Annotated in this window: 18 protein-coding genes and 1 tRNA gene; 5 read left to right on the top strand and 14 right to left on the bottom strand. The window is 72.1% G+C overall.

The genetic code is table 11. From position 1 onward, the window contains the following. Positions 1-78: 78 nt before the first annotated feature. The 5 genes from OG985_RS10005 to OG985_RS10025 all read right to left on the bottom strand — a co-directional run bounded on the left by OG985_RS10005 (position 79) and on the right by OG985_RS10025 (position 5,267). Positions 79-912, bottom strand: coding sequence for a carbohydrate ABC transporter permease (locus OG985_RS10005; protein ID WP_371667914.1), 834 nt, complete (start codon positions 910-912; stop codon positions 79-81). Next, positions 912-1,865 (bottom strand): carbohydrate ABC transporter permease, encoded by a 954-nt coding sequence (locus OG985_RS10010; RefSeq protein WP_371667915.1) that lies wholly within the window; start codon positions 1,863-1,865, stop codon positions 912-914. Before OG985_RS10010 ends, OG985_RS10005 begins: the two co-directional genes overlap by 1 nt. Positions 1,866-1,935: 70 nt before the next feature. After that, positions 1,936-3,246 carry an ABC transporter substrate-binding protein gene (locus OG985_RS10015; RefSeq protein ID WP_371667916.1) on the bottom strand — a complete coding sequence of 437 codons (1,311 nt, stop codon included), beginning with the start codon at positions 3,244-3,246 and terminating at the stop codon, positions 1,936-1,938. A gap of 367 nt (positions 3,247-3,613) precedes the next feature. Further along, positions 3,614-3,687, bottom strand: a tRNA-Pro gene (locus tag OG985_RS10020). A gap of 98 nt (positions 3,688-3,785) precedes the next feature. After that, positions 3,786-5,267 carry an MFS transporter gene (locus OG985_RS10025; RefSeq protein WP_371667917.1) on the bottom strand — a complete coding sequence of 494 codons (1,482 nt, stop codon included), beginning with the start codon at positions 5,265-5,267 and terminating at the stop codon, positions 3,786-3,788. 328 nt (positions 5,268-5,595) lie between these two features. Between OG985_RS10025 and OG985_RS10030 the strand changes: the two genes are divergently transcribed. Further along, entirely contained in the window at positions 5,596-6,174 is a 579-nt protein-coding gene (locus OG985_RS10030) for a TetR/AcrR family transcriptional regulator (protein ID WP_371667918.1), read from the top strand. Positions 6,175-6,315: 141 nt separating this feature from the next. On the opposite strand, the gene OG985_RS10035 is transcribed toward OG985_RS10030, so the two are convergent. The 6 genes from OG985_RS10035 to OG985_RS10060 form a co-directional block, all read right to left on the bottom strand. Then, positions 6,316-7,641, bottom strand: a complete 1,326-nt coding sequence (locus tag OG985_RS10035; RefSeq protein WP_371667919.1) for an MFS transporter — start codon at positions 7,639-7,641, stop codon at positions 6,316-6,318. A gap of 223 nt (positions 7,642-7,864) precedes the next feature. Continuing rightward, complete coding sequence (locus OG985_RS10040) at positions 7,865-8,815, bottom strand: catechol 2,3-dioxygenase (protein ID WP_371667920.1); 951 nt, start codon at positions 8,813-8,815, stop codon at positions 7,865-7,867. Next, positions 8,812-9,924, bottom strand: coding sequence for a 4-oxalomesaconate tautomerase (locus OG985_RS10045; RefSeq protein WP_371667921.1), 1,113 nt, complete (start codon positions 9,922-9,924; stop codon positions 8,812-8,814). Before OG985_RS10045 ends, OG985_RS10040 begins: the two co-directional genes overlap by 4 nt. Then, positions 9,921-10,631 (bottom strand): 4-carboxy-4-hydroxy-2-oxoadipate aldolase/oxaloacetate decarboxylase, encoded by a 711-nt coding sequence (locus OG985_RS10050; RefSeq protein WP_371667922.1) that lies wholly within the window; start codon positions 10,629-10,631, stop codon positions 9,921-9,923. The genes OG985_RS10045 and OG985_RS10050 overlap by 4 nt, the downstream gene beginning before the upstream one ends. Beyond that, positions 10,628-11,377 carry a PIG-L deacetylase family protein gene (locus OG985_RS10055; protein WP_371667923.1) on the bottom strand — a complete coding sequence of 250 codons (750 nt, stop codon included), beginning with the start codon at positions 11,375-11,377 and terminating at the stop codon, positions 10,628-10,630. The genes OG985_RS10050 and OG985_RS10055 overlap by 4 nt, the downstream gene beginning before the upstream one ends. A gap of 66 nt (positions 11,378-11,443) precedes the next feature. Further along, positions 11,444-12,094 carry a GntR family transcriptional regulator gene (locus OG985_RS10060; RefSeq protein ID WP_371667924.1) on the bottom strand — a complete coding sequence of 217 codons (651 nt, stop codon included), beginning with the start codon at positions 12,092-12,094 and terminating at the stop codon, positions 11,444-11,446. 1,643 nt (positions 12,095-13,737) lie between these two features. Here OG985_RS10060 and OG985_RS10065 point away from each other — a divergent pair. Then, a complete protein-coding gene (locus OG985_RS10065) occupies positions 13,738-14,781 on the top strand; it encodes a zinc-binding dehydrogenase (protein ID WP_371667925.1) in 1,044 nt (347 codons plus the stop codon). Between the two features lie 59 nt (positions 14,782-14,840). On the opposite strand, the gene OG985_RS10070 is transcribed toward OG985_RS10065, so the two are convergent. Next, positions 14,841-15,500 carry a TetR/AcrR family transcriptional regulator gene (locus tag OG985_RS10070; RefSeq protein WP_371667926.1) on the bottom strand — a complete coding sequence of 220 codons (660 nt, stop codon included), beginning with the start codon at positions 15,498-15,500 and terminating at the stop codon, positions 14,841-14,843. Positions 15,501-16,000: 500 nt separating this feature from the next. Between OG985_RS10070 and OG985_RS10075 the strand changes: the two genes are divergently transcribed. Further along, positions 16,001-16,354, top strand: a complete 354-nt coding sequence (locus OG985_RS10075; RefSeq protein ID WP_371667927.1) for a cupin domain-containing protein — start codon at positions 16,001-16,003, stop codon at positions 16,352-16,354. Here the strand turns inward: OG985_RS10075 and OG985_RS10080 are convergent. Beyond that, positions 16,344-17,336 (bottom strand): LacI family DNA-binding transcriptional regulator, encoded by a 993-nt coding sequence (locus OG985_RS10080; protein ID WP_371667928.1) that lies wholly within the window; start codon positions 17,334-17,336, stop codon positions 16,344-16,346. The two genes, OG985_RS10075 and OG985_RS10080, sit on opposite strands and share 11 nt — an antisense overlap. Before the next feature lie 234 nt (positions 17,337-17,570). On the opposite strand from OG985_RS10080, the gene OG985_RS10085 reads away from it, so the two are divergent. Continuing rightward, positions 17,571-18,746 (top strand): Gfo/Idh/MocA family protein, encoded by a 1,176-nt coding sequence (locus OG985_RS10085; RefSeq protein ID WP_371667929.1) that lies wholly within the window; start codon positions 17,571-17,573, stop codon positions 18,744-18,746. 351 nt (positions 18,747-19,097) lie between these two features. Here OG985_RS10085 and OG985_RS10090 read toward each other — a convergent pair whose 3' ends face one another. Next, the gene (locus OG985_RS10090; protein WP_371667930.1) at positions 19,098-20,132 is read right to left on the bottom strand and encodes a LacI family DNA-binding transcriptional regulator; all 1,035 of its coding nucleotides are present in this window, start codon (positions 20,130-20,132) and stop codon (positions 19,098-19,100) included. A gap of 106 nt (positions 20,133-20,238) precedes the next feature. Here OG985_RS10090 and OG985_RS10095 point away from each other — a divergent pair, with 106 nt between their 5' ends. Then, a complete protein-coding gene (locus tag OG985_RS10095) occupies positions 20,239-21,405 on the top strand; it encodes a phytanoyl-CoA dioxygenase family protein (RefSeq protein ID WP_371674321.1) in 1,167 nt (388 codons plus the stop codon).

Genomic DNA, 21,405 nt, shown 5'->3' on the forward strand with positions numbered 1-21,405 from the left:
CTTGCCTTCATGCCTTCCGGGTCCGAGCACTGCGGTCGGTGTCTCGGACCGGTGGCCTGTCTGCCGCGGTCGGCCCGTTCACCCCTTGACTGCCCCGGAGGTCAGTCCGGCGACGATCCGCCGCTGGAAGAACAGGACGAAAACGATGATCGGGATGGTGATGACCACAGCGGCGGCGGCGATCGACCCTGTGGGCTGCTGGAACTGGGAGCTCCCGGTGAAGAACGCGATCGCGGCCGGCACGGTGCGCGCGGCCTCGGTGGAAGTCAGCGAGATCGCGAACAGGAAGTCGTTCCAGCAGAAGATGAACACGAGAATGGCCGTGGTGAACACGCCCGGCGCGGCCAGCGGCACGATCACCATCCGGAAGGCCTGCGCGGGCGTCGCCCCGTCGACCTTGGCGGCCTTCTCCAGATCCCAGGGGATCTCCCGGAAGAACGCCGACAGGGTGTAGATCGCGAGCGGCAGGGAGAAGGTCATGTACGGGATGATCAGCCCGACCCAGGTGTCGAAGATCCCGATGACCCGCTCGATGTTGAACAGTGGTGACACCAGGGAGATCGGGGGGAACATGGCGATCAGCAGTGACATGCCGATGAGCACCCGCTTGCCGGGGAAGCGCAGCCTGGCCACCGCGTAGGCGGCCATGGTGCCCAGCACCACCGCGATCACCGTGGAGATCAGGGCGATGCCGATCGAGTTGATCAGCGCCCGGGTGAACTCGGAGGTCTTGAAGATCCCGCTGTAGTTCTCCCACGTCCATTCCCTGGGGATGTAGTCGCCGTCCGTCAGGGTGCTGGGCTTCTTGAACGACAGCGCGGCGATCCACCACACCGGGAACAGCGCGTACAGGACCACCACCACGTTCACGACGCCCCATCGGGCGGCATGCGTCTTTCCCACGGCGGCCATCAGCGCTTCACCTCCGCGCCGGGTGCCGCCGCGCCGAACAGTTTGACGAAGGCGAAGGCGATGATCCCGACACAGATGAAGATCAGGACCGAGATGGCCGACCCGATGCCCAGGTTCAGCGCGGTGAACAGGTTGTCGTAACCGAGGATCGACAGGGAGCCGGTCCCCTGGGCACCCGCGGTCAGGATGTAGATGTTGTCGAAGATGCGGAAGGCGTCCAGGGTGCGGAAGAGCAGCGCCACCAGGATCGCCGGTTTCATCAGCGGCAGCATGATCTTGATGAAGCGCTGCCAGGGGGTGGCACCGTCCACCATGGCCGCCTTCAGGGTCTCCTCGGGGACCAGGGCGAGACCGGCGAGCAGCAGCAAGGCCATGAACGGCGTCGTCTTCCACACCTCGGCGAGGATGATCAGCCACAGGGCCGGCCACTGCTCGGTCAGCGGGGCGTCTCCGCTGGGCAGCAGCTCGGCGAGGTACCCGAGGTCCGGGGTCCAGGCGTACTGCCAGGAGAAGGCGGCGACGACGGTGACGATCCCGTACGGGATGAGGACCGCGGTGCGTACGGTGCCGCGCCAGAAGATCGTCCGGTGCATCACCAGGGCGAGCCCCATGCCGAGGACCAGTTCGATGACCACGGACACGCCGGTGATGAACACCGTGACCCAGAAGGCGTCCCACCAGAACGGGGAGGACAGCACCGACCCGTAGTTGCTCAGGCCCACGAACTTCGCCTGTCCCGGGAAGCGCAGGTCGTACCGCTGGAGGGACAGGTAGACGGCGTACCCGATGGGGTAGGCGGTCACGGCGATCATGACGACGACGGCCGGTGCGCAGAGCAGCCAGCCGAGCCGCCGCTCCTGCCGGGCGCCCGCCGAGAGTGCCGCCTGGTCCTGTCGCGCCTGCTCCGCCTCGGGGGGCGGTGGGGCGCCGGCCGGTTCAGCCTGCATGCTCATCTCGGACCGCCTGGGGCGGAGACCCACGCACGGGGCCGCCGGTCGGCGGGGTGGTGCGGGAGACGGTGGTTCACGGGATCACACCCTCGGATCGCAGGGCATCGTCGATCTGTTCGCTGATGGTGTTGACCGAGCTCACCGGCTTGATCCCGGACGGCGGGGACAACGTGTGGGAGACCGCGATCGACACGTTCTGGTAGGCCGGAGTGAGCGGGCGGACGCTCGCCGTCTGCAGGGCGGCCAGTACTTCCTTGGCGAAGGGGTACGCCTTGACGAACGGCGCCTCGTCGTAGATACCGCGCAGGGTGGGCGGCAGGCCGCCCTCGAGCGCCGCGGTGAGCTGGTTCTCCCGGTTTCGCAGGCACAGGGCCGCCTCGAAGGCCAGCTGGGGGTGGCGCGAGTAGGCGCTCACCGCCAGGTCGATGCCGCCGATGGTGGGCCGTGACGGACGGTCCGCGTCGACCCTGGGGTACGGCGCCCAGCGGAAGTCCTTGAACAGCTTCGGGTTGTTCGCCTTCATCGACGGATAGACGAACGGGTAGTTGATCTCGAACGCCGCCGCCCCCGACTCCATCGCGAGGCGGTTCTGGTCCTCCATCTGGTTGGACAGGGAGGGGTCCGCGGCCTGAGACCTGGCCAGGTCGCGCATGATTCCGGCGGCCCGTACGGCGGGCGCCCCGAGGGAGGGCGCGGTCGCACTCCTGTTGAGGATGGAGCCGCCCGCGCTGTTGATCAGGCTGTTGAACCAGACGGTCAGACCCTCGTACTGGGCGCCCTGGATCTCCACGAAGTGTGGCTTGCCCTGCTTGGCGAGGTCGCTGGCCATGTTCAGCATCTCGGCCCAGGTCTTGGGCGGGGTGGGCACCAAATCCTTGCGATACCAGAGGAGTTGGGTGTTCGTGTTGTACGGGACGGCGTACAGCTTGCCCTTCCAGGTGGAGGTCTGCAGCGGTACGCGCAGGGTGCCCTCCACGGCCTGCCGCCTCGCCGTCCCCGTCCATTCACGGATCCACCGTGCCTCGGCGAACTCCGCCGCCCAGGTGACGTCCAGGCCCAGGATGTCGAGCGAGTCGTCCTCGGCGGCGAGTCTCCGGACAAGCTGCTGGCGCTGGCCGTCCGCGGCACGCGGGAGCTTGTTGTAGCTGATCCTGTAGCGGCCGCCCGACGCCTGGCTGCACCGGTCGGCCGCCTTCTGGAGCGCACCGGAGTCGTCGGGGAAGTTGTACCAGTTGAGGGTGGGCGTGCCTGAACCCTCGTCACTGCCACAAGCGGCGACCCCCGACGCCAGCAACGGCAGTACGGCGAACGCCCGCAGCCATCGCGTCCCTCTGGGACGTCCCTTGTGACCCGGAACGGGCCGGCAGCCGCACTTCACGTGCACGCGCTCCACACCTCGCTTCCGGACGGCGTCACGGGACTCGGACCTCGCAGCGATTCCCTCCCGGCGAACACTAAAGACCGCATAAGGCAAGATCAAGCACATATCGCACCTAATCGCCCAATGGCCCAATGGCCCCGTCATGGGGGCGCCAGTGGTGCGCGGCCGTGCGCTGTCGGCCGGACGCGGCATCAAGGGAAAGGTCTGCGCGGTTCAGAGCAAGTGACGATCAACCTGGTAACGCACTTCACCGAGCCAAGGGGCGTTATATGAGCGCACCCTGGCGCTCGGTCCCCGTCCGGTCCCCAAGAACGACGAAGAGGCCACTTCCGATGAACTGGAAATGACCTCCGACCTGCTACTTCGCAAGTCGGGACGACAGGATTTGAACCTGCGACCCCTTGACCCCCAGTCAAGTGCGCTACCAAGCTGCGCCACGTCCCGGTGCCGTCCCACGGTGACCCGTGTGAACGCGCAGCCAAACCCTACCCCATGCGCGGGGCCGCCCCGGTGCACGAGAACCGGGGCGGCCACGGCGGGTGTCAGCCGCGCGGGGTGGACACAGAGGTCGCGACCGGCGTGGCGGAGCCGGTGCTGTCCGCCGACCGCGTGCCCGACGGGTCGGACGCAGCCCGGGCCGTCCCGGACAGGCGTCCCGCCCGGCGGGACGGCACCAGCAGCGCGGCGAGCGCGGCCGCCAGGCACAGCACGGCCAGCAGGGTGAAGCCGTGGGTGTAGCCGGAGCCGTACGGCAGGCCCGAGGGCTGGAGCCGGCCGGTCACCAGCACACCGGTCACGGCGGCTCCGATCGATCCGCCGATGGTGCGGATGTTGGCGTTCATGCCGGTCGCGGCGCCGGTCTGGTCGGCGGGCACGCTGCCGACGATCAGGTTGGCCATGGAGGCGAAGGCAAGACCGATACCGAGGCCGAACACCCCCGCCACGACGGCGATCTGCCACTGTTCGTCGTGCCAGAGGGCGAGGAAGCCGCAGGCGAGCGCGCCGAGCGCGGCACCGGTGGTGAGGAGCGCCTTGGCACCCAGCACCGGTTCGAGACGACCGCTGAGCATCCCGGAGAGGAACATCGCGACGAGCATGGGCAGCATCAGCAGACCGGCGGCCGTGACGCTCGCGCCGAAGCCGTACCCGGGCGAGCGCGGCGTCTGCACGAAGCCGGGGAGGAACGACCAGATCGCGTACATGCCGGCGCCGAACAGCAGGGCCGCGGTGTTGGTGGTCCACACGGCGGGCAGCCGCATGACGCGCAGGTCGATCAGTGGGGTGCGGGAGCGCGCCTCGGCGAGCAGCCACAGCCCGAACAGCACGACGGCTGCGGTGAACAGCCCGATCACCCGGGCCGAGCCCCAGCCCCACACGGCCGCCTGGCTGAGCGGCAGGAGCAGGGCCACCAGCCAGGCCGACAGCAGACCGGCACCGAGCCAGTTGACCTTGCCGCTCGCCCTGTTGACCGACTCGGGCACGTAGCGCAGGGCTATGAGGGTGGCGACGACGACGATGCCGACGGGGATCCAGAACAGCCACCGGTAGTCGAGCGCGGTCACGATGGGTCCGGCCGCCACCATGCCGACGCCGCCGCCCGCGGCGATCACCGCGGACAGGTTGCTGATGCTGCGGCCCACCTCGGACGGGGCGAACTCGTCGCGGATGATGCCGAAGGACAGCGGGAACAGCGCCCCGCCGACGCCCTGGACGACCCGGGCGGCGATCAGTACGCCGATGGTCGGCGCGAGCGCGGCGAGCAGACAGCCGACGGCCACGGTGAACAGGACGGCGACCAGCGTGCGCTTCTTGCCGACCAGGTCGCCGACCCGGCCGAGGATCGGCGTGAAGATCGAGGCGGACAGCAGGTAGGCCGTCATCACCCAGGTCGCGGTGGACTGCGAGGTGTGCAGCGCGTGCTGGACGGTCGGCAGGGCCGGCGCGATCAGCGACTGCAGCATGGAGAACACGCCGGCACCGGTCGCGAGGACCGCGAAGGTGAGGCGGGTGGACTTGCGGGGCATGAAGGGCCTCTCCGAACTGGTTGCGGCCTGGGTCTGCCGGCCACGGCCGTCACGGGTCCGCGGGCCGCGCGCTGCGGGGCAGCGGCGGGCACAGCGGCGCGCACGACGGCCGCGGGGAGCGGTCGCGGAGGGGATGCGTGAGGTGTCCGCCGGGCGGCGCGACGGCGCGGGGCCCGGGTCGGCGCGAGGGTGGCGGGTCGTGGCCGGGGTGTGCGGCCGCACACTCCGCCCACGGCGGGCGCACCCCCGCACTGCTAAAGTGGAGGTACCCCTCCACTGTAGCGGAGGTATACCTCCGCTTCAACCTCGTCCCGCCCGGGAGGCAGCAGTGCCGGCTCAGTCGTTCCCCGTCAGTGAGATCGTCGCGTCCCAGCGACCGCACCGGAAGGACGCGGCCCGCAACTACGACGCGCTGCTGGCCGCGGCGCGCGAGGCGTTCGCCGAGAAGGGCGCGGAGGCCTCCCTCGAGGACGTCGCCCGCCGGGCGGGCGTCGGCATCGGCACCCTCTACCGGAACTTCCCCACCCGTCGCCACCTCTTCGAGAGCGTCTACGCGGACGAGGTGAACGCCCTGTGCCGGGTGGCCGAGGAGGTCGCCGGACTGGAGCCGTGGCAGGCACTGACCTCGTGGCTGGACCGGTTCACGGACTATATGGTGACCAAGCGGGCGGTACGCGAGGCGCTCGACGACGAGTCGGACGTCTTCCTGGCCTGCCGCGACTCGATGTACGCCGCCGGCGGGCCGCTGTTCGAGCGGGCCCAGAAGGCCGGCGTGGCCCGCGAGGACATGGATTTCGGCGACCTGCTGCGCATGGTCGCGGGCATCACCGCCACGACCTTCACCGACGACACCCAGCGCGACCGCGTCCTGTCCGTCGCCCTCGACGGCGTACGCGTCACCCGCTGAGCGGGGGAACACCTGTCGGCCCAGGACCAGATGGGCTGAGCGAACTCGTCCGGGTCCCGGCCGGTACGAACGGACGCCGGCCACCGCATCCGCTGCGGTGGCCGGCGTCCGTTCGTACCGGCCCGGGCGGGGCCCTTCCGGTCAGTGGGCGCCGATCAGCTCCTGCTCGGCGGCGCTGCTGGGCGCCTTCCTGGAGCCGCGCAGCGCGGCGATGCCGATGAACACCATGGACGACAGTCCGGCGATGGCGAAGGCGGTGAAGCCCCAGTCGCCGTTGCCTGCGGCGAGCAGCTGGCCGCCGAGCCACGGGCCGAAGACGGCGCCGAAGCGGCCCATGCCGGAGGTCCAGCCGACCGCGGTGGCGCGGCTGTCGGGGGTCGACCGGATGGAGACCGTCGCGTAGATCATCGTCTGGGCGCTGTTGAGGAAGACGCCGGTGAAGAACACGACGACGGTGGTCACGCCCATCGACATGTGGGTGCTGAGCAGGAAGACGCCGGCGGCGGTCAGCGCGAACCAGACCGCCGAGATGCGCGGGGCGCCGAAGCGGTCGGCCGCGCGGCCGGCGACCAGCATGCCCACGATGCCGCCGAGGTTGAAGACCACGACGAAGGTCAGGGCGTTGGCGAGTGCGTAGCCCTCGGCGCGCATCAGGGTGGGCAGCCAGGTGGCGACGCCGTAGACCAGGAGCAGGCCGCCGAAGGAGGCCAGCCAGTAGAGCAGGGTCTGGACCCACTCCCCGCCGCGGAACAGGTTCCGCAGGGCGTCCCAGCGGTCCGCGGCCGTCTTCCTGCCGGCCGCGGCGGGCAGCTCGACCTGGTAGCGGGCGGCCAGTTCACGGGCCTCGTCGGCGCGGCCCTTGGCGACCAGGAAACTCAGCGACTCGGGCAGGAACTTCGCCAGCACCGGGGCGAAGAGCAGCGGGACCACGCAGACCCAGAAGGCGGCGCGCCAGCCGACGGGGTCGACCAGCCACTTGGCCACGTAGGCGGAGAGGATACCGCCCGCGTGGTGGGCGGTCATCAGCAGGCCGATGGTGAGAGCGACGCGGCCGCGCGGGGCGTAGTCGGAGACCATGCTGATCGCGGTGGGCAGCAGGCCGCCGAGGCCGACGCCGGCCAGGGTCCGGCCGAGGCCGAAGACCTCGACGCTGCCGGAGACCGCGCACAGACCGGAGGCCAGCGAGAAGAGCGTCACGCAGGCGACCATGAGCTTCTTGCGGCCGATCCGGTCCGCGACCGTCCCCGCGGTCAGGGCGCCCACCAGCATGCCGAAGGTGGCGTAGCTGCCCAGGTCGCCGGCCTGGTCGGGGGTGAGGCCGAAGGTCTTCGTCTCCAGCAGGTGCGGCAGCACCGAGCCGTAGATGAACATGTCGAGGCCGTCGAAGAGGACGGCCAGCCAGCACAGACCGACGACCAGAAGGGCCAGTCTGCTGCCGCGAGCGGACAGCGTCGGGGAGGAGGACATCGTTGTTTTCCTCTCGTCCAGGGGCGGTTCCCTGGAGGGGATCAGAGCTGGGCTCGGGTCGAGGCGGCTCGTGCGGCTGACCCGGTGTGCGCTAGACGCTAAGGATCCGTTCGAAACCAGTCAACAGTTTTGTCAACAATCTCAGCAACAATATGGTTGACGACAAAGGGGGGTGAACCACGCACGTCGATGCGCGGCCCATCCCCCCTGTGAGCTGCCTGTCTCAGGCGACCGGCGGAGTGCCGTGGGTGTGGAACGACTCGATGGTCTTCAGGCCCCAGGCCTGCCCCTTCTTCCGCTCCTCCTCGGTCCAGGTGATCAGCGGCCAGTCGGGCGCCAGGACCAGGCGGGTGAGCGGGTTGCACAGCTCGATGCGGTTGCCGCCGGGCTCGTAGACGTACAGGAAGAACGTCTGCTGGATGGCGTGCTTGTGCGGGCCCGTCTCGATGAACACCCCCGCGTCGATGGCCAGATCGGCCGCGCGCAGGACGTCCTCCCGGGTATCCGTCGCGAACGCGATGTGGTGCAGCCGGCCGGCGCTGCCGGTCCAGTCGGACGTGTAGACGACGTCGTACGACTTGTCGGTGAAGGTCAGCCAGCGTGCCGCGATCCTCCCGCTGTCGAGCCGGATCTGCTCGGTGGGCCGGGCGCCGAGGACGTTCTGCTGGAACTCCGCGTTGGCCAGTACGTCGGCCGCGAGGAAGTTGATGTGGTCCAGGCGCCGCACGCCCACGCCCCGGTTGGGCTTCGCCTGCGGCTGGTTCTTCAGCGCGGGCCGGAGCTCCTCGGGGGCGCGGTAGTGCTCGCTCTCCCAGTAGAGGGCGTGCTCGTGGCCGTCCGGGTCGGTGGTGACGTAGAGCTTGCCGAGGCCCGGTTCGTCCTCGACCCACTTCCCGGTGCCGCCCGCCTCCTCGACCGCCCTGACCCGCCGCTGGAGTGCCTCCTCGCTGGAGGTGCGCAGCGCGAGCCGGCCGAGGCCGGGCTGCTCGCGGGCGGTGAGCACCAGGCTGTGGTGCTCGTAGTCGTCGAAGGTCCGCAGGTGGACCGTGTCGCCGTCCTGCCCGTTGACGGTGAGCCCCAGGTAGTCGGTGAAGAAGGCGACACTGGCGTCCAGGTCCGGGGTGAACAGCTGGGCGTGGCCGATGTGGGCGATGTCGCCGAGCGGCGGAGTCATCGTTGACCTCCTTGGGGTCGCGGGGGAATCGGTGCCGTCCCGGCGGACCGGGGGAAGACCGTGCCGTCGAGGATTTTGCGTGCGGTGCGTACGACGGCGGTACGGCGGACCGCGGGCGCGACCTCAGCGGATCCGGGGTCCACGCTGGTCTCGATGTCCAGGAATCCGGCGGGATGCTCGATGCGCATCCGGTCACCTCGCGCGGGAAGCTCCCCTATCCCCTCCCCCACCCCGCCGGGCAGGAGCAGCCCCGCCGCCACGCTCGCGGCGCCCAGGACGCCGATCGAGGTGTGGCAGCGCACGGGGATGAAGGTGCGGGTGGTGACCGCGCCGCCGTTCTTGGGCGGCGCGAGCAGGCTGAGCTTGGGAACGGTGGCGCTCTCGACGTCGCCGAGGCCCATCAGACGCCCCGCCTCCAGCCTGATCTCGCGCAGCCGGTCGGCGAGCGCCAGGTCCTCCTCCAGGTCCTTCGGTGACTCGTGGCCACTGATCCCGACCGCGGTCGCGGGGATCAGCACGGTCGGCATCCCGTTGTCCACGCAGGTCACCTCGGTGCCGACGACGACGTCCCGGACCCGCCCGGTGGGCAGCAGCGGACTGCCGCCCCGCGGGAACTCGATCACCACCGGCGCCGCGCTCCCCGGCACGCCGGAGATCTCGGCGCCACCGGTGTAGTCGACGCGCCCGCCGGGGGTGGGGAAGCTCGCCACGGCGAGCTCTCCGGTGTTCAGCATGCGGATGCGTACGACGGTCTCGTCGTCCCCGGCGGCCACCAGGCCGCGTTCGACGGCGAAGGGACCCACCCCGGCCAGGATGTTGCCGCAGTTCTGCCGGTCGGTGACCTCGGGCCGGTCGACGGCGACCTGAAGGAACAGGTAGTCGACGTCCGCCTGCGGGTCGGCCGAGCGGGAGACCACGGCCACCTTGCTCGTCAGGGGGTGGGCCCCGCCCAGGCCGTCGATCTGGCGCGGGTCGGGGCTGCCCATGACGCGCAGCAGCAGGTCGTCGCGGGCGGCTTCGTCCGCGGGAAGGTCCTCGGCCAGGAAGTACGCGCCCTTGGAGGTACCTCCGCGCATGAGCATGCAGCGCACCTCCGCGGGCCCGGTCACGCCCCGGCTCCGTCCTGCGCGTACACGTCGTACGACGTGTAGGTGACCCCCAGCCGTACGAGCGTCTCGCGCAACCCGTAGCGGTCCAGGCCCAGTTGGCCGTCGAGGAAGGCGGCGCGGGCGCCGGCCTCCTTGGCCTCACGGGCCTCGGAGGCCTCGGCCGTCGCACGGGCCCGCTCGCGCGGAACGACCACGACACCGTCGTCGTCGGCGAGGATCACGTCGCCGGGGCGGATCACCTGGCCGTCGACGGCCACCGGCACGTTGACCGAACCGCCGGTGGCCTTGACCGTGCCCTGCGCGGAGACGGCCCGGGACCAGGCGGCGAAGCCCATGTCCCGCAGTTCCTGCGTGTCGCGGACACCCGCGGTGGTCACGATGCCGCGCACCCCCCGCCGGTGCAGCGCGGTGGCGAACAGCTCGCCGAACATGCCGTCCGTGGAGGGGGAGGTGGTGGTGACGACCAGGATGTCGCCCTCGCCGCACTGCTCCACGGCGGCGTGGATCATGAGGTTGTCGCCGGGCCAGCTGAGCACCGTGACCGCGGTGCCCGCCACCCGGACACCCTGCTGGATCGGGCGGATCTCCGGCCCGAGCAGACCCGTGCGGCCCATCGCCTCGCTGACGGTGGCCACCCCGTACCCCGCCAGCGCCTCGACGTCCTTCGCGTCCGCCTTCGGCGGATTGGTGACGATCACGCCGCTCATGCCAGCTCCTTCGCGATCTGCGGGTACGGACGCATGTACGCCTCGGCCATGGTCTTGTGGGCCAGGCCGAGGTTGGGCCCGGCGTTGCGCTTGAGCTGGACCCCGCGGCGGACGGCGAGGTCGGTGTAGTAGTCCCACAGGTGCTGCTGGGCGCCGAGGCACTCCATCGCCTTGCGCTTGGTCTCCCACACCTCGGTGATGTCGAGCAGCACCTCGGGCCTGAAGCCGCTCATCTCCGGCTGGTGCGGCTCGAAGTAGAAGACCGGCGGGGCACCGATGATCTCGCCGGGGCCCGGGTAGCCGATGGCCTGGGCCAGCACCCGGGCCTCCAGCGCCATGCGGTTGGCGGCCGGGTGGTCGCCGTTGTACGGGTCCTCCGTGGGGTGCGTGAGCACCACGTCGGGCTGGGTGTCGCGGTACACGGCGACCAGCTGGTCGGTCAGCTCGGCGGTGGCGACCAGCGGATAGTCACCGGCGTCGAAGAAGCGGACCTCGGCGCCGAGGGTGGCGGCGGCACGCTCCGCCTCGTCCTTGCGTATCGCCTTGATCTCCGCCAGTTTCCGGCCCTCGCGCCAGGCCTTGGCGGACTCACCGCGCTCGCCGAAGGTCAGACAGGCGATGGTGACCTTCTCCCCGCGGGAGGCCGCCAGGGCGATGGCGCCGCCCGCCCGCCACACGAAGTCACCGGCGTGCGCGGTGACGACGAGTGTCGATCGTGGAGTGGCGGGCGCGTTGGGCTGGGTCATGGGTCGGATCCCTCTTCGTTCAGACGGTTCGCCTGGATGGACAGGTGTGCGCCCGCCTCACGCGTGTCAGTCGCGCAGCGCCTCGATCACGCTGGTGAGATGGGCGCGGACGGCCTCCTCGGCCGCCTGCGGGTCCCTGGCCGTGATCGCCTCGATCATCGCCAGATGCTCGCTCAGGGAGTGCTGGGGACGCCCCGGCCTGAGCGCCAACTGGAAGCGGTGACGCACCAGTTGGGCGTTGAGCCGTTCCAGCAGTTCGACGGCCGTCCGCTGGCCGGAGAACTCCAGGATCCGGGCGTGCAGTTCCTGGTTGAGCTCGGAGTACGTCACCGGCTCGCCGTCGGCCACGGCCTTGGTCATCGCCGTGCCAAGGTCCGCCAGTTCGGCCACCTGCTCGTCACTCGCCGCGACGGCCGCCTTGGCCGCGCACAGTCCTTCGAGGACCATGCGGCACTCGGTGATGGCGACCGCTTCCTCCACGGTCACCACCCGCACCCGCGAGCCGCGGTTGCGGATCCGCTCGACGAGGCCCTGGGCCTCCAGATCGATGAGTGCCGCGCGAATGCTCGCCCGTGTCACGTCGAACTGCTCGGCGAGTTCGTTCTCGACCAATCGCTGCGCCGGTGCCATGTCGCCGTGCAGGATCGCCTGCCGCAGCTGCGCGAACGCATGCTGCTTGGCCTGCTCTCCGGTGCTCGGACGGGCTTCTTTCGGCATCGTTGCCCTCCCTGAGTGAGTGCCTGTCGAACCTAAATCTAGTCAAACAAGATTGTCAACAATTTTGTCCGCCGTATTGCGGGCGTGGTTCGCGAGGCCATGGGTCCTCTGGGGGCGGGCCAGGAGGTGACTGGGAGGGGGTGTGCGGGACGGGAGCGCCCGAGGGGCCGGCGGGCGTGGTGCGGAATCGCCCGAGGGGGCGGGCGTGGTGGTGCGATGCAGGGTCACCCGGGCGATGCAGGATCACCCGAGCGACACAGGATCACCCGAGCGACGCAGGATCACTCGCGCGGGACGGGCAGCCACCCGAAGGGGGCGGCCAGCGGCGGGTGCGGGTGTGACAGACGGCAGCGGGCGCGGGTGTGGGCGGCTGCGGCTGCGAGTGCGGGTTCGGGTGCGGGTGCGGGTGCGGGTGCGGGTGAACGCGGAAATGGCCGCGGGCGCCGTTGCGTTACGTCCCGGCCTCGCGGCGTCGGGCAGGCCGCAGGCCGCAGGCCGCAGGCCGCAGGCCGCAGGCCGCAGGCCGCAGGCCGCAGGCCGCAGGCCGCAGGCCGCAGGCCGCAGGCCGCAGGCCGCAGGCCGCAGGCCGCAGGCCGCAGGCCGCAGGCCGCAGGCCGCAGGCCGCAGGCCGCAGGCCGCAGGCCGCAGGCCGCAGGCCGCAGGCCGCAGGCCGCAGGCCGCAGGCCGCAGGCCGCAGGCCGCAGGCCGCAGGCCGCAGGCCGCAGGCCGCAGGCCGCAGGCCGCAGGCCGCAGGCCGCAGGCCGCAGGCCGCAGGCCGCAGGCCGCAGGCCGCAGGCCGCAGGCCGCAGGCCGCAGGCCGCAGGCCGCAGGCCGCAGGCCGCAGGCCGCAGGCCGCAGGCCGCAGGCCGCAGGCCGCAGGCCGCAGGCCGCAGGCCGCAGGCCGCAGGCCGCAGGCCGCAGGCCGCAGGCCGCAGGCCGCAGGCCGCAGGCCGCAGGGCCGCAGGCCGCAGGCCGCAGGCCGCAGGCCGCAGGCCGCAGGCCGCAGGCCGCAGGCCGCAGGCCGCAGGCCGCAGGCCGCAGGCCGCAGGCCGCAGGCCGCAGGCCGCAGGCCGCAGGCCGCAGGCCGCAGGCCGCAGGCCGCAGGCCGCAGGCCGCAGGCCGCAGGCCGCAGGCCGCAGGCCGCAGGCCGCAGGCCGCAGGCCGCAGGCCGCAGGCCGCAGGCCGCAGGCCGCAGGCCGCAGGCCGCAGGCCGCAGGCCGCAGGCCGCAGGCCGCAACCCGGATCGGCGACCCCGGTCACGCGGCGGGCGGCGGGCGGCGCCTCCAGTGGGTCCTCCGCGTGGGCGACGAAGTCGCTGACCAACCGGCAGAAGAGCAGTGCGAGGCCTGACTCAAGGACGACAGAGAAGGTTGCTTGACTTAAGTAAGCCGCGCATGCTTGCCTAAGTCAAGCACCGAGCACACCCAGAGCGGGGCCGCGTCGAGCGGAGACGGCCCCTCGTGCCGGCCTCGTGGGGACGGGGACCTGCACGGTCGTCCGGGCCCGGCGGCGGACCACTCTCCCGGCCCGCCGCCGGGTCCGGCGAGACCGGCACCCTCCTGTCCTCCCCCGCCCTGTCCGGCTCGCGTAAGCCGGCGACACCTGTCAGCAGTGCCCCGAGAAGAGCGAGAAGAGAGCCCTCCATGACCACGATGAAGTCCGTCCTGACCGGCGCCCAGAACAAGATCGACGTGGTGGACGTGGAGCGTCCGGTGCCCGGCCCCAGGGACGCGCTCGTACGGATCCGCGCCTGCGGCATCTGCGGCACCGACACCTTCTTCCTGCACATGGGCGGTGCCCCGTTCGGCCCCGGCGGGTCGATGACCGCCCTGCCCCTCGGCCACGAACCGGCCGGTGAGGTCGTCGAGGTGGGCGCCGAGGTCGAGGGCCTGAAGGCCGGTGACCGTGTGGTCGTCAACCCGCAGGGTGCCCCGTCCGGCATCATCGGCTGCGGCGGCGAACTCGGCGGCATGAACGAGTACCTGCTCATCGAGGACGCCGAGGTCGGCAGGAGCGTCGCGGTCTTCCCCGACCACGTCCCCTTCGACGTGGCCGCCCTCAACGAGCCGATGGCGGTCGCCCGGCACTGCGTCAACCGGTCCGAGGCGAAGGCGGCCGACAGGGTCGTGGTCTTCGGCGCCGGACCCATCGGCCTGGGCGCCACGATCTGGCTGAAGCTGCGCGGCGTCGAGCACGTGGTCGTCGCCGACGTCATCCCTGAGCGACTGGAGACCGCGCTCGCCGTCGGCGCGGACGCCGTGATCAACTCCGCCGGCGAGGACGTCACCGCCCGTCTCACCGAGCTGCACGGCCAGGCCGCCAACGCCCTGGGCCAGCCCCGGGCCGGCACCGACATCTACATCGACGCCGCCGGAGCGCCCGCCGTCTTCCAGGCCGCCGTCGACTCCGCGAAGTGGGGCGCCAAGCTGGTCATGGTCGCCGTACAGAAGAAGTCCGACGCGATCGACCTCGGGGGCATGCTCCGCAGCGAGCTCACGCTGATCGCGTCCCAGGGGTACCCCACCGAGATCTTCGAGGTCACCCCCGAACTCGCCGAGCACAAGGACCTGTTCGCCCGGCTGATCAGCCACCGCATCCCGTTCGCGGAGGTGGACCGGGCCTTCGAGCTCGCGATGACCCCGGGCGCCGCCGAGAAGGTCGTCGTCACCTTCGGCGACTCGGAGTGAGCCGCCGCCCGGTCTCCCGGTGAACGGCCCCCGCCGTTCCCGGCGCACCGGCGGCCGGGTCACTCCCCCTGCGGGCCGCCCGTGACCGGAGCCCGCCACAGGCCGACGATCGCGTCGGTCAGACCGGTCGCCGCGTCCTCCCAGGTGCGGCGCGGAGTGCGGACTCCGGCGGCCAGGGCGCGTTCACGCTCGGCGGGCATGTGGACGATCAGGTGACGGGCCAGCTCACCGCGTTCGGCGCGGACCTCCGCGGGCACCTCGGGCAGGCACCGGTGCATACCCTCGACCGCCTGGCGCAGCGTCGGGGCGGCGAGGGACTCCTCCACCATGATCTGCCGCAGCGCCGGGTCGGTCATCACCTGGGCGCAGAAACGGGCGTACCAGGTGGGGCTGCCCAGCGCGGCCAGGTGTTCGAGCAGGGGGCGCACCACGCAGTTCACCCAGTCCCGCAGTTCGTCGGAGTCACCGACGTCGGCGAGCAGCCGGGCGCGGATCTCCTCGATGCGCACGACGTGCTTGCGGACGATCGCGCGGACCAGGTCGGCCTTGGTGCCGAAGTGGTAGCCGACGGCCGCGTTGTTGCCCTGTCCCGCCGCCTCGCTCACCTGACGGTTGGACACCGCGTACACGCCGCGCTCCGCGAACAGCCGCTCCGCCGCGGTCAGGATCAGCTCCCGGGTCGCACTCGCCTGCTCCGCCCGTACCGTCCTGCCGGTCATGCTCACCACCGCACCGGGACTGCGCACCACCCGCCGGCGGCCAGTCCCTGGAGCCGCCGGTGGCCCGCCGCGCGGCGGGTTCCAGCGACGGAAGCCTACGCAACGGGGGCGCCCGGGTGTGCCGGGAAGCTCCGGCGCGGCCACCCCCGGCCGCCGCCCGCGTCGCCCCGCCCGTGAGGCGCCGCCGCCTGCTCGATCACGACCGCGTTCGGCACGACCGCCGCCACGACGGCCGGCATGCCGGGTCAGGTGTCCGTGCCGTGGACACCGCCGGACAGTACGGCCTCGCGTAGGTCGTGCCGGTGCGGTCCGGCGCGGGCCGCCATGGTGTCCGCCATGCGTGCCGGTGCGGTCCGGGCCCGGCCGCCATGGTGTCCGCGACCACCCGGGCCGGCGGCGCCGCCGGCTCGTCGAACCGCGACGAAGTGTCCTGTCACCTGGGCCGATACCGCACACCCTGTCGGCGCCGGGGCGGCGCAAGGGCTCGCTAGGGTCGCCGTATGACCCACGCTTCGCACAGTTTCGCTCTCCACATCCCCGACGCCGAGCTCGAACCCGAGCCGCTCGCTCCCGAGCAGATCGTCTCGGGAACGCCCGAGGTGACCGGGAAGGTCGTGTGGGAGTCGGCGGACGGCCGTCAGGTCCGGGGCGTCTGGCAGATCACTCCGGGGGTGGTCACCGACACCGAGGCGGACGAACTCTTCGTCGTGATCAGCGGTTCGGCCACCATCGAGGTGGCGGGCGGCCCGACGCTGAGTGTCGGGCCCGGGGACATGGCCGTACTGCGCGCGGGCGACCGTACGACGTGGACGGTGCACGAGACGCTGCGCAAGGCGTACGCCGTCAGTCTCTAGGCCCGCCGTCTCCCGGCCGTGCCGTGGTGCCGCGGATCTCCAGCGTGGGCGCGGTCAGGTGGACCCGCCCCGCTCCCCGGGGCGCGTCGAAGCGGGCCAGGAGGCAGCGGGCGGCGCGGCGGCCGACCTCGTGGCCGGCGTTGTCCACGGTGGTGAGCCACAGATGGCGCAGCCGGGAGATGCTGGTGTTGTCGTAGCCGGTCACCGACAGGTCGTGCGGGACGCGCAGGCCGAGTTCCTCGGCGGCCGACAACGCGCCGACGGCGGCGATGTCGTTGACGGCGAGCACGGCCGTGGGCCGGCGCGGACGGCCGAGCAGCCGGACGGTGCCGCGGTGTCCGCCCTCCTCGGTCATGTCGCCGGGCTCGACCACCGCCTCGTCGGCGAGGCCGTGGGCGCGCATGGTCGCCTCGAAGCTGCGCCGGCGCAGCTCACCCACGGCTCCGAAACCCGCGAGGTGCGCGATGCGGCGGTGGCCGAGGCCGATGAGGTACTCGGTGGCCAGCCGGGTGCCGTGCTCGTCGTCGCCCGCGACGACGTCGACACCGGACGGCACCGGTTCGCGGGCGCCGGCGACGACGACCGGGACCCGCTCGGCGACCGCGTCGAGCGCGGCCGGGTCGGGCAGGGTGCCGACCACGACCAGGCCGTCGACCCGGAGGTCCAGGAAGGGGCCGGCCGGGTCCTGCCCGGTGCGGCGGTTCAGCCGGGCGTCGGCGAGCAGCATGTGCAGACCGTGGTCGTGGAGCAGGGGGTTCAGGCCGTCCAGGAGGTCCACGTACCAGGGGTTGCGCAGGTCGTGCAGCAGGACGCCGACGGTCCGGGTGCGCTGCTCGCTCAGGCTGCGCGCGGCGGTGTTGGGGCGGTAGCCGAGTTCGCGTACGGCGCGCAGCACGGCCTCGCGCTTCTCCGGACGCACCTGGCCGGAGCCGCGCAGGACCAGCGACACCAGCGACTTGGAGACGCCGGCGTGGTCGGCCACGTCGCGGATGGTCGGCGCTCACATGCCTGGACCGTTCCATGCGGTCTTCGGCTTGTCAAAGGGTGGGCCGCGGCTGCCGGAGCTCCGTCGTCAGCCGATCAGAGGGTTGACAGCGGCCGCGAGCGCGCTCAGGGTGGGCCGGGCAGGAATATGGACCGGTCCAAACACCGGTCGGATCAGCCGGTCCACACTGTCCGGTCCGAACAGTTCGAGGAAGTCCGAAGAGGGGCTGTCATGGTGGATGCGTCGGCAGATGGGCTCGGGGTCGCGGTCGTCGGGTTCGGCTGGATGGGCCGGGTGCACACCCAGGCGTACGCCCGTGTCCCGCACCACTACCCCGACCTGCCCCTGCGTCCGCGGCTGGTGACGGTCGCCGAGGAGGTGCCCGGCCGGGCCGAGCAGGCCGCCGCGCAGTTCGGATTCGCCTCGACCACCCGCGACTGGCGTGAGGTGGCCACCGATCCGCGGGTCGAGGCGGTGAGCATCACCGCCCCGAACTTCCTGCACCGCGAGATCGGCGTGGCGATGGCCGAGGCCGGCAAGCACATCTGGATCGAGAAACCGGTGGGCCTGACCTCCGCCGACGCGCGGGCGGTCGCCGACGCCGTCGCCGCCGCCGGCGTCCAGGGCGCGGTGGGCTTCAACTACCGCAACGCGCCCGCCGTCGAGACGGCCCGCGAGCTGATCGCGACCGGGGAGATCGGTACGGTCACGCACGTCCGTGTCCGTCTGTTCAGCGACTACGCGGCACATCCGGAGGGCGCGCTGACCTGGCGGTACGAGCGGCAGCGCGGTGGCAGCGGGGTGCTGGGCGACCTCGCCTCGCACGGCGCGGATCTGGCCCGCCACCTGCTCGGCGACATCGCGTCGCTGACCGCCGACACCGCGATCTTCGTTCCGCGCCGGGCCCGTCCCACGGGCGCGACCGCGGGGCACTCCCGCGCCGCGGGCGGTGAACTGGGCCCGGTCGAGAACGAGGACTACGTCAGCTGTCTGCTGCGCTTCGCCTCCGGCGCCCGTGGCGTCCTGGAGGCCTGCCGGGTCTCGGTGGGCGAGCAGAACAACTACGGCTTCGAGGTGCACGGCACCAGGGGCGCGGTGTTCTGGGACTTCCGCCGGATGAACGAGCTCGGCGTCAGCCGCGGCACGACCTACCAGGACCAGCCCGTCAGCACGGTCTATGTGGGCCCGGGCGACGGCGAGTTCGGCGCCTTCCAGCCGGGCGCCGCCAACTCCATGGGCTACGACGACCTCAAGGTCGTCGAGGCGCACCGGTTCCTGCGCTCCGTCGCCGAGGGCAGGCCCTACGGCGCGACACTGCCGGACGCCGTGCGCAGCGCCGCCGTACTGGACGCGATGGCGCGCTCGGCCGAGACCGGCACCTGGGTCGATCTGCGCGAGGCGCCGTGAGCCACCCGCCCGGCGCGCCCACCGGCCGCCGACCCGGCCGCCCGTCCACCAGGGCGGAGCCGGGTCAGAGCGCCACGCGCCGCCGTACGGCGCCCTCCACCGCAACCGGCGCCTGGGTCGATCTGCAGGAGGCACCGTGCCCTGACCGCCCGGCGCGCCCACCCACCGCCGACCCGGCCACCCGCCCACCGGGGCGGAGCCGGGCCAGGGCGCCACACGCCGCCCTACTGAACGCGATGGCGCGCTCCACCGAGACCGGCACCCGGGCCGATCCGCGTAGGGCGCCATAACCCGCGCACCCGGCGCGCCCACCCACCGCCGACCCGGCGGGGCCTCGCGTGCCATCGCCGGTCAGCCGGACGGTACCTGGGGCGGCATGTTGTACGGCGTGACCACCTGTATCGCGGACGGGAGCGTGGGCCCCGCGGGCGGCAGCGCGCCGTGCGCCCGCATCACGATGTGGCAGGCCTCCCGCATGTCCCGGCGCAGGTCGTGGTGGAGGACGACGGACAGCCGCTGTTCCCGCAGCAGCCGGGTGTTGTCGTGGTCGAGGTCGTGCGCGATGAACACCGCGCACTCGCGGCCGAGGTCCTCGAAGGCCCGCAGGGTGGCGATGTTGCCGCCGCCGATGGAGTAGACCGCCCGGATCCGCGGATCGCGTTCCAGGGCGGCCCGGACCAGGTCGTACTGGGTGGCGTCCAGGCCCTGTCCCTCGGCGATCTCGACCAGCGTGCGCCCCGGGTGCCGGGCCCGCATGGCGCTGCGGAAGCCCATCTCGCGCTCCTCCTCGTTGCGGAAGAAGCCGCTGCTGAGGCTGGTGAGCACGTTGCCGGGACGGTCGCCGAGCCACTGGCCCATCAGATAGGCGGCCGTGGCGCCCGCCGCCCGGTTGTCGATGCCGACGTAGGCGAGCCGTGCCGTGGTCGGCAGGTCGGTCACCAGGGTCACCACGGGAATGCCGGCCTCGGCGATCCGGCCGACCGCCGCGGCGACCTCGGGGACGTCGGGTGCCTTGAGGATCACGCCCTGCGAGCCGCGCCGGGCGATCCGGTCCAGTGTCCTGACCAGCTCGGGCACCGGACCGGTCTCGCGGAAGTGGAAGCGTGAGCGCACCACGGCGGGGTGCAGCCCCGGCAGTTCGGCCTCCAGCGCGGCCCGTACGGCGGTGGAGAACCGCTCCGGCGTCTGCATGACGATGTCGACCATGAACGTGCGGCCGACCAGCCGGACCTGGGTGCGCTGGCGGTCCAGGTCGGCGATGGCCTGCCGGACCTCCCGGGCGGTGCTCGTCCGTACCCCGCCGCGGCCGTTGAGGACCCGGTCCACGGTGGCTTCGCTCAGGCCCGCCTGACGCGCGATTTCCCGGAGGGGGAAAGGGTGGCCCATGCGGAGACTCCTTGAGGGGTTTTTGAAGGGTTCCTGCTGGTTGTTCGACGGCTTTGTACTGACAAGAATGACAGAGCCGTATCGCTCCGTGCCCGAAGGGACGACGATGTCCTCCATCTCCGTACGACGCTCCGCGTGGCTGTCCGCGCAGGACTGCGACCTGGACACCCTCCGCGCCCTCGTGGAGCGGACCACCGACCTCGCCGACTACCCGTACGCCTCGTCCGTGGCCCGCAACGCGCTCGTCTACGACAGCGAGCGGCTGCGCCGGCTCCCGGAGCGCCGGGCCGTCCAGGCCGAGCTCGTGCGGGCCCTCGACGAGGGGCCCGGCATCGTGGTCCTGCGGGGCGCGTTCGCCGACCTGGCGGTCGTCGACCGGCTCACCGCCGTGTTCGACGCCCTGATCGCCGAGCAGCGCGCCTCGGGCGGGGGCGCCGGTGACCACTTCGCCAGGCCGGGCGCCAACGACCGGGTCTGGAACGCCCTGGAGAAGGCGGCCCGCCACGACCCCGAGGCCTTCGCCGACTACTACGCCAACGACCTTCTGGCGCTGGTCTCGGCCGCGTGGCTGGGCCCGGGCTACCAGGTCACCTCGCAGGTGAACGTGGTCAATCCGGGCGGCGAGGCGCAGAGCGTGCACCGCGACTACCACCTGGGGTTCCTTTCCAACGACGTGGCGGCCGCGTATCCGGCGCACGTGCACCGCCTCTCGCCCGTGCTCACCCTCCAGGGGGCGGTCGCGCACTGCGACATGCCCGTGGAGTCGGGCCCCACGATGTACCTGCCGTACTCGCAGGCGTACGAACCGGGCTACCTGGCGTGGCGGCTCCCCGAGTTCCGGGCCTACTTCGAGGAGCGGCACGTCCAGCTCCCGTTGGCCAAGGGCGACGCCGTCTTCTTCAACCCCGCGCTGTTCCACGCCGCCGGCACCAACCGCTCCGCGGACATCCGGCGCGCGGCCAACCTCCTCCAGGTGTCCTCGGCGTTCGGGCGGTCGATGGAGACGGTGGACCGCGAGGCGGTCGTGAACGCGGTGTACCCGGCGCTGTTGCGGCGCGCGGCCGAGGGCGCCGGCGAGGACTGGCTGGAGAACGTGATCGCCGCGAGCGCCGAGGGCTATCCCTTCCCCACGAACCTCGACAGCGACCCGCCGGTCGAGGGTCTCGCGCCGCCCTCCCAGGCCGACACCGTGCGGCGGGCACTGCGCGAGACGTGGGCGCCCGCGGACCTGCGCGACGAACTGAGGGCCGCCGCGGTGCGGCGCCAGAGCTGA

The organism is Streptomyces sp. NBC_00289, assembly GCF_041435115.1.
Taxonomy (GTDB): domain Bacteria; phylum Actinomycetota; class Actinomycetes; order Streptomycetales; family Streptomycetaceae; genus Streptomyces.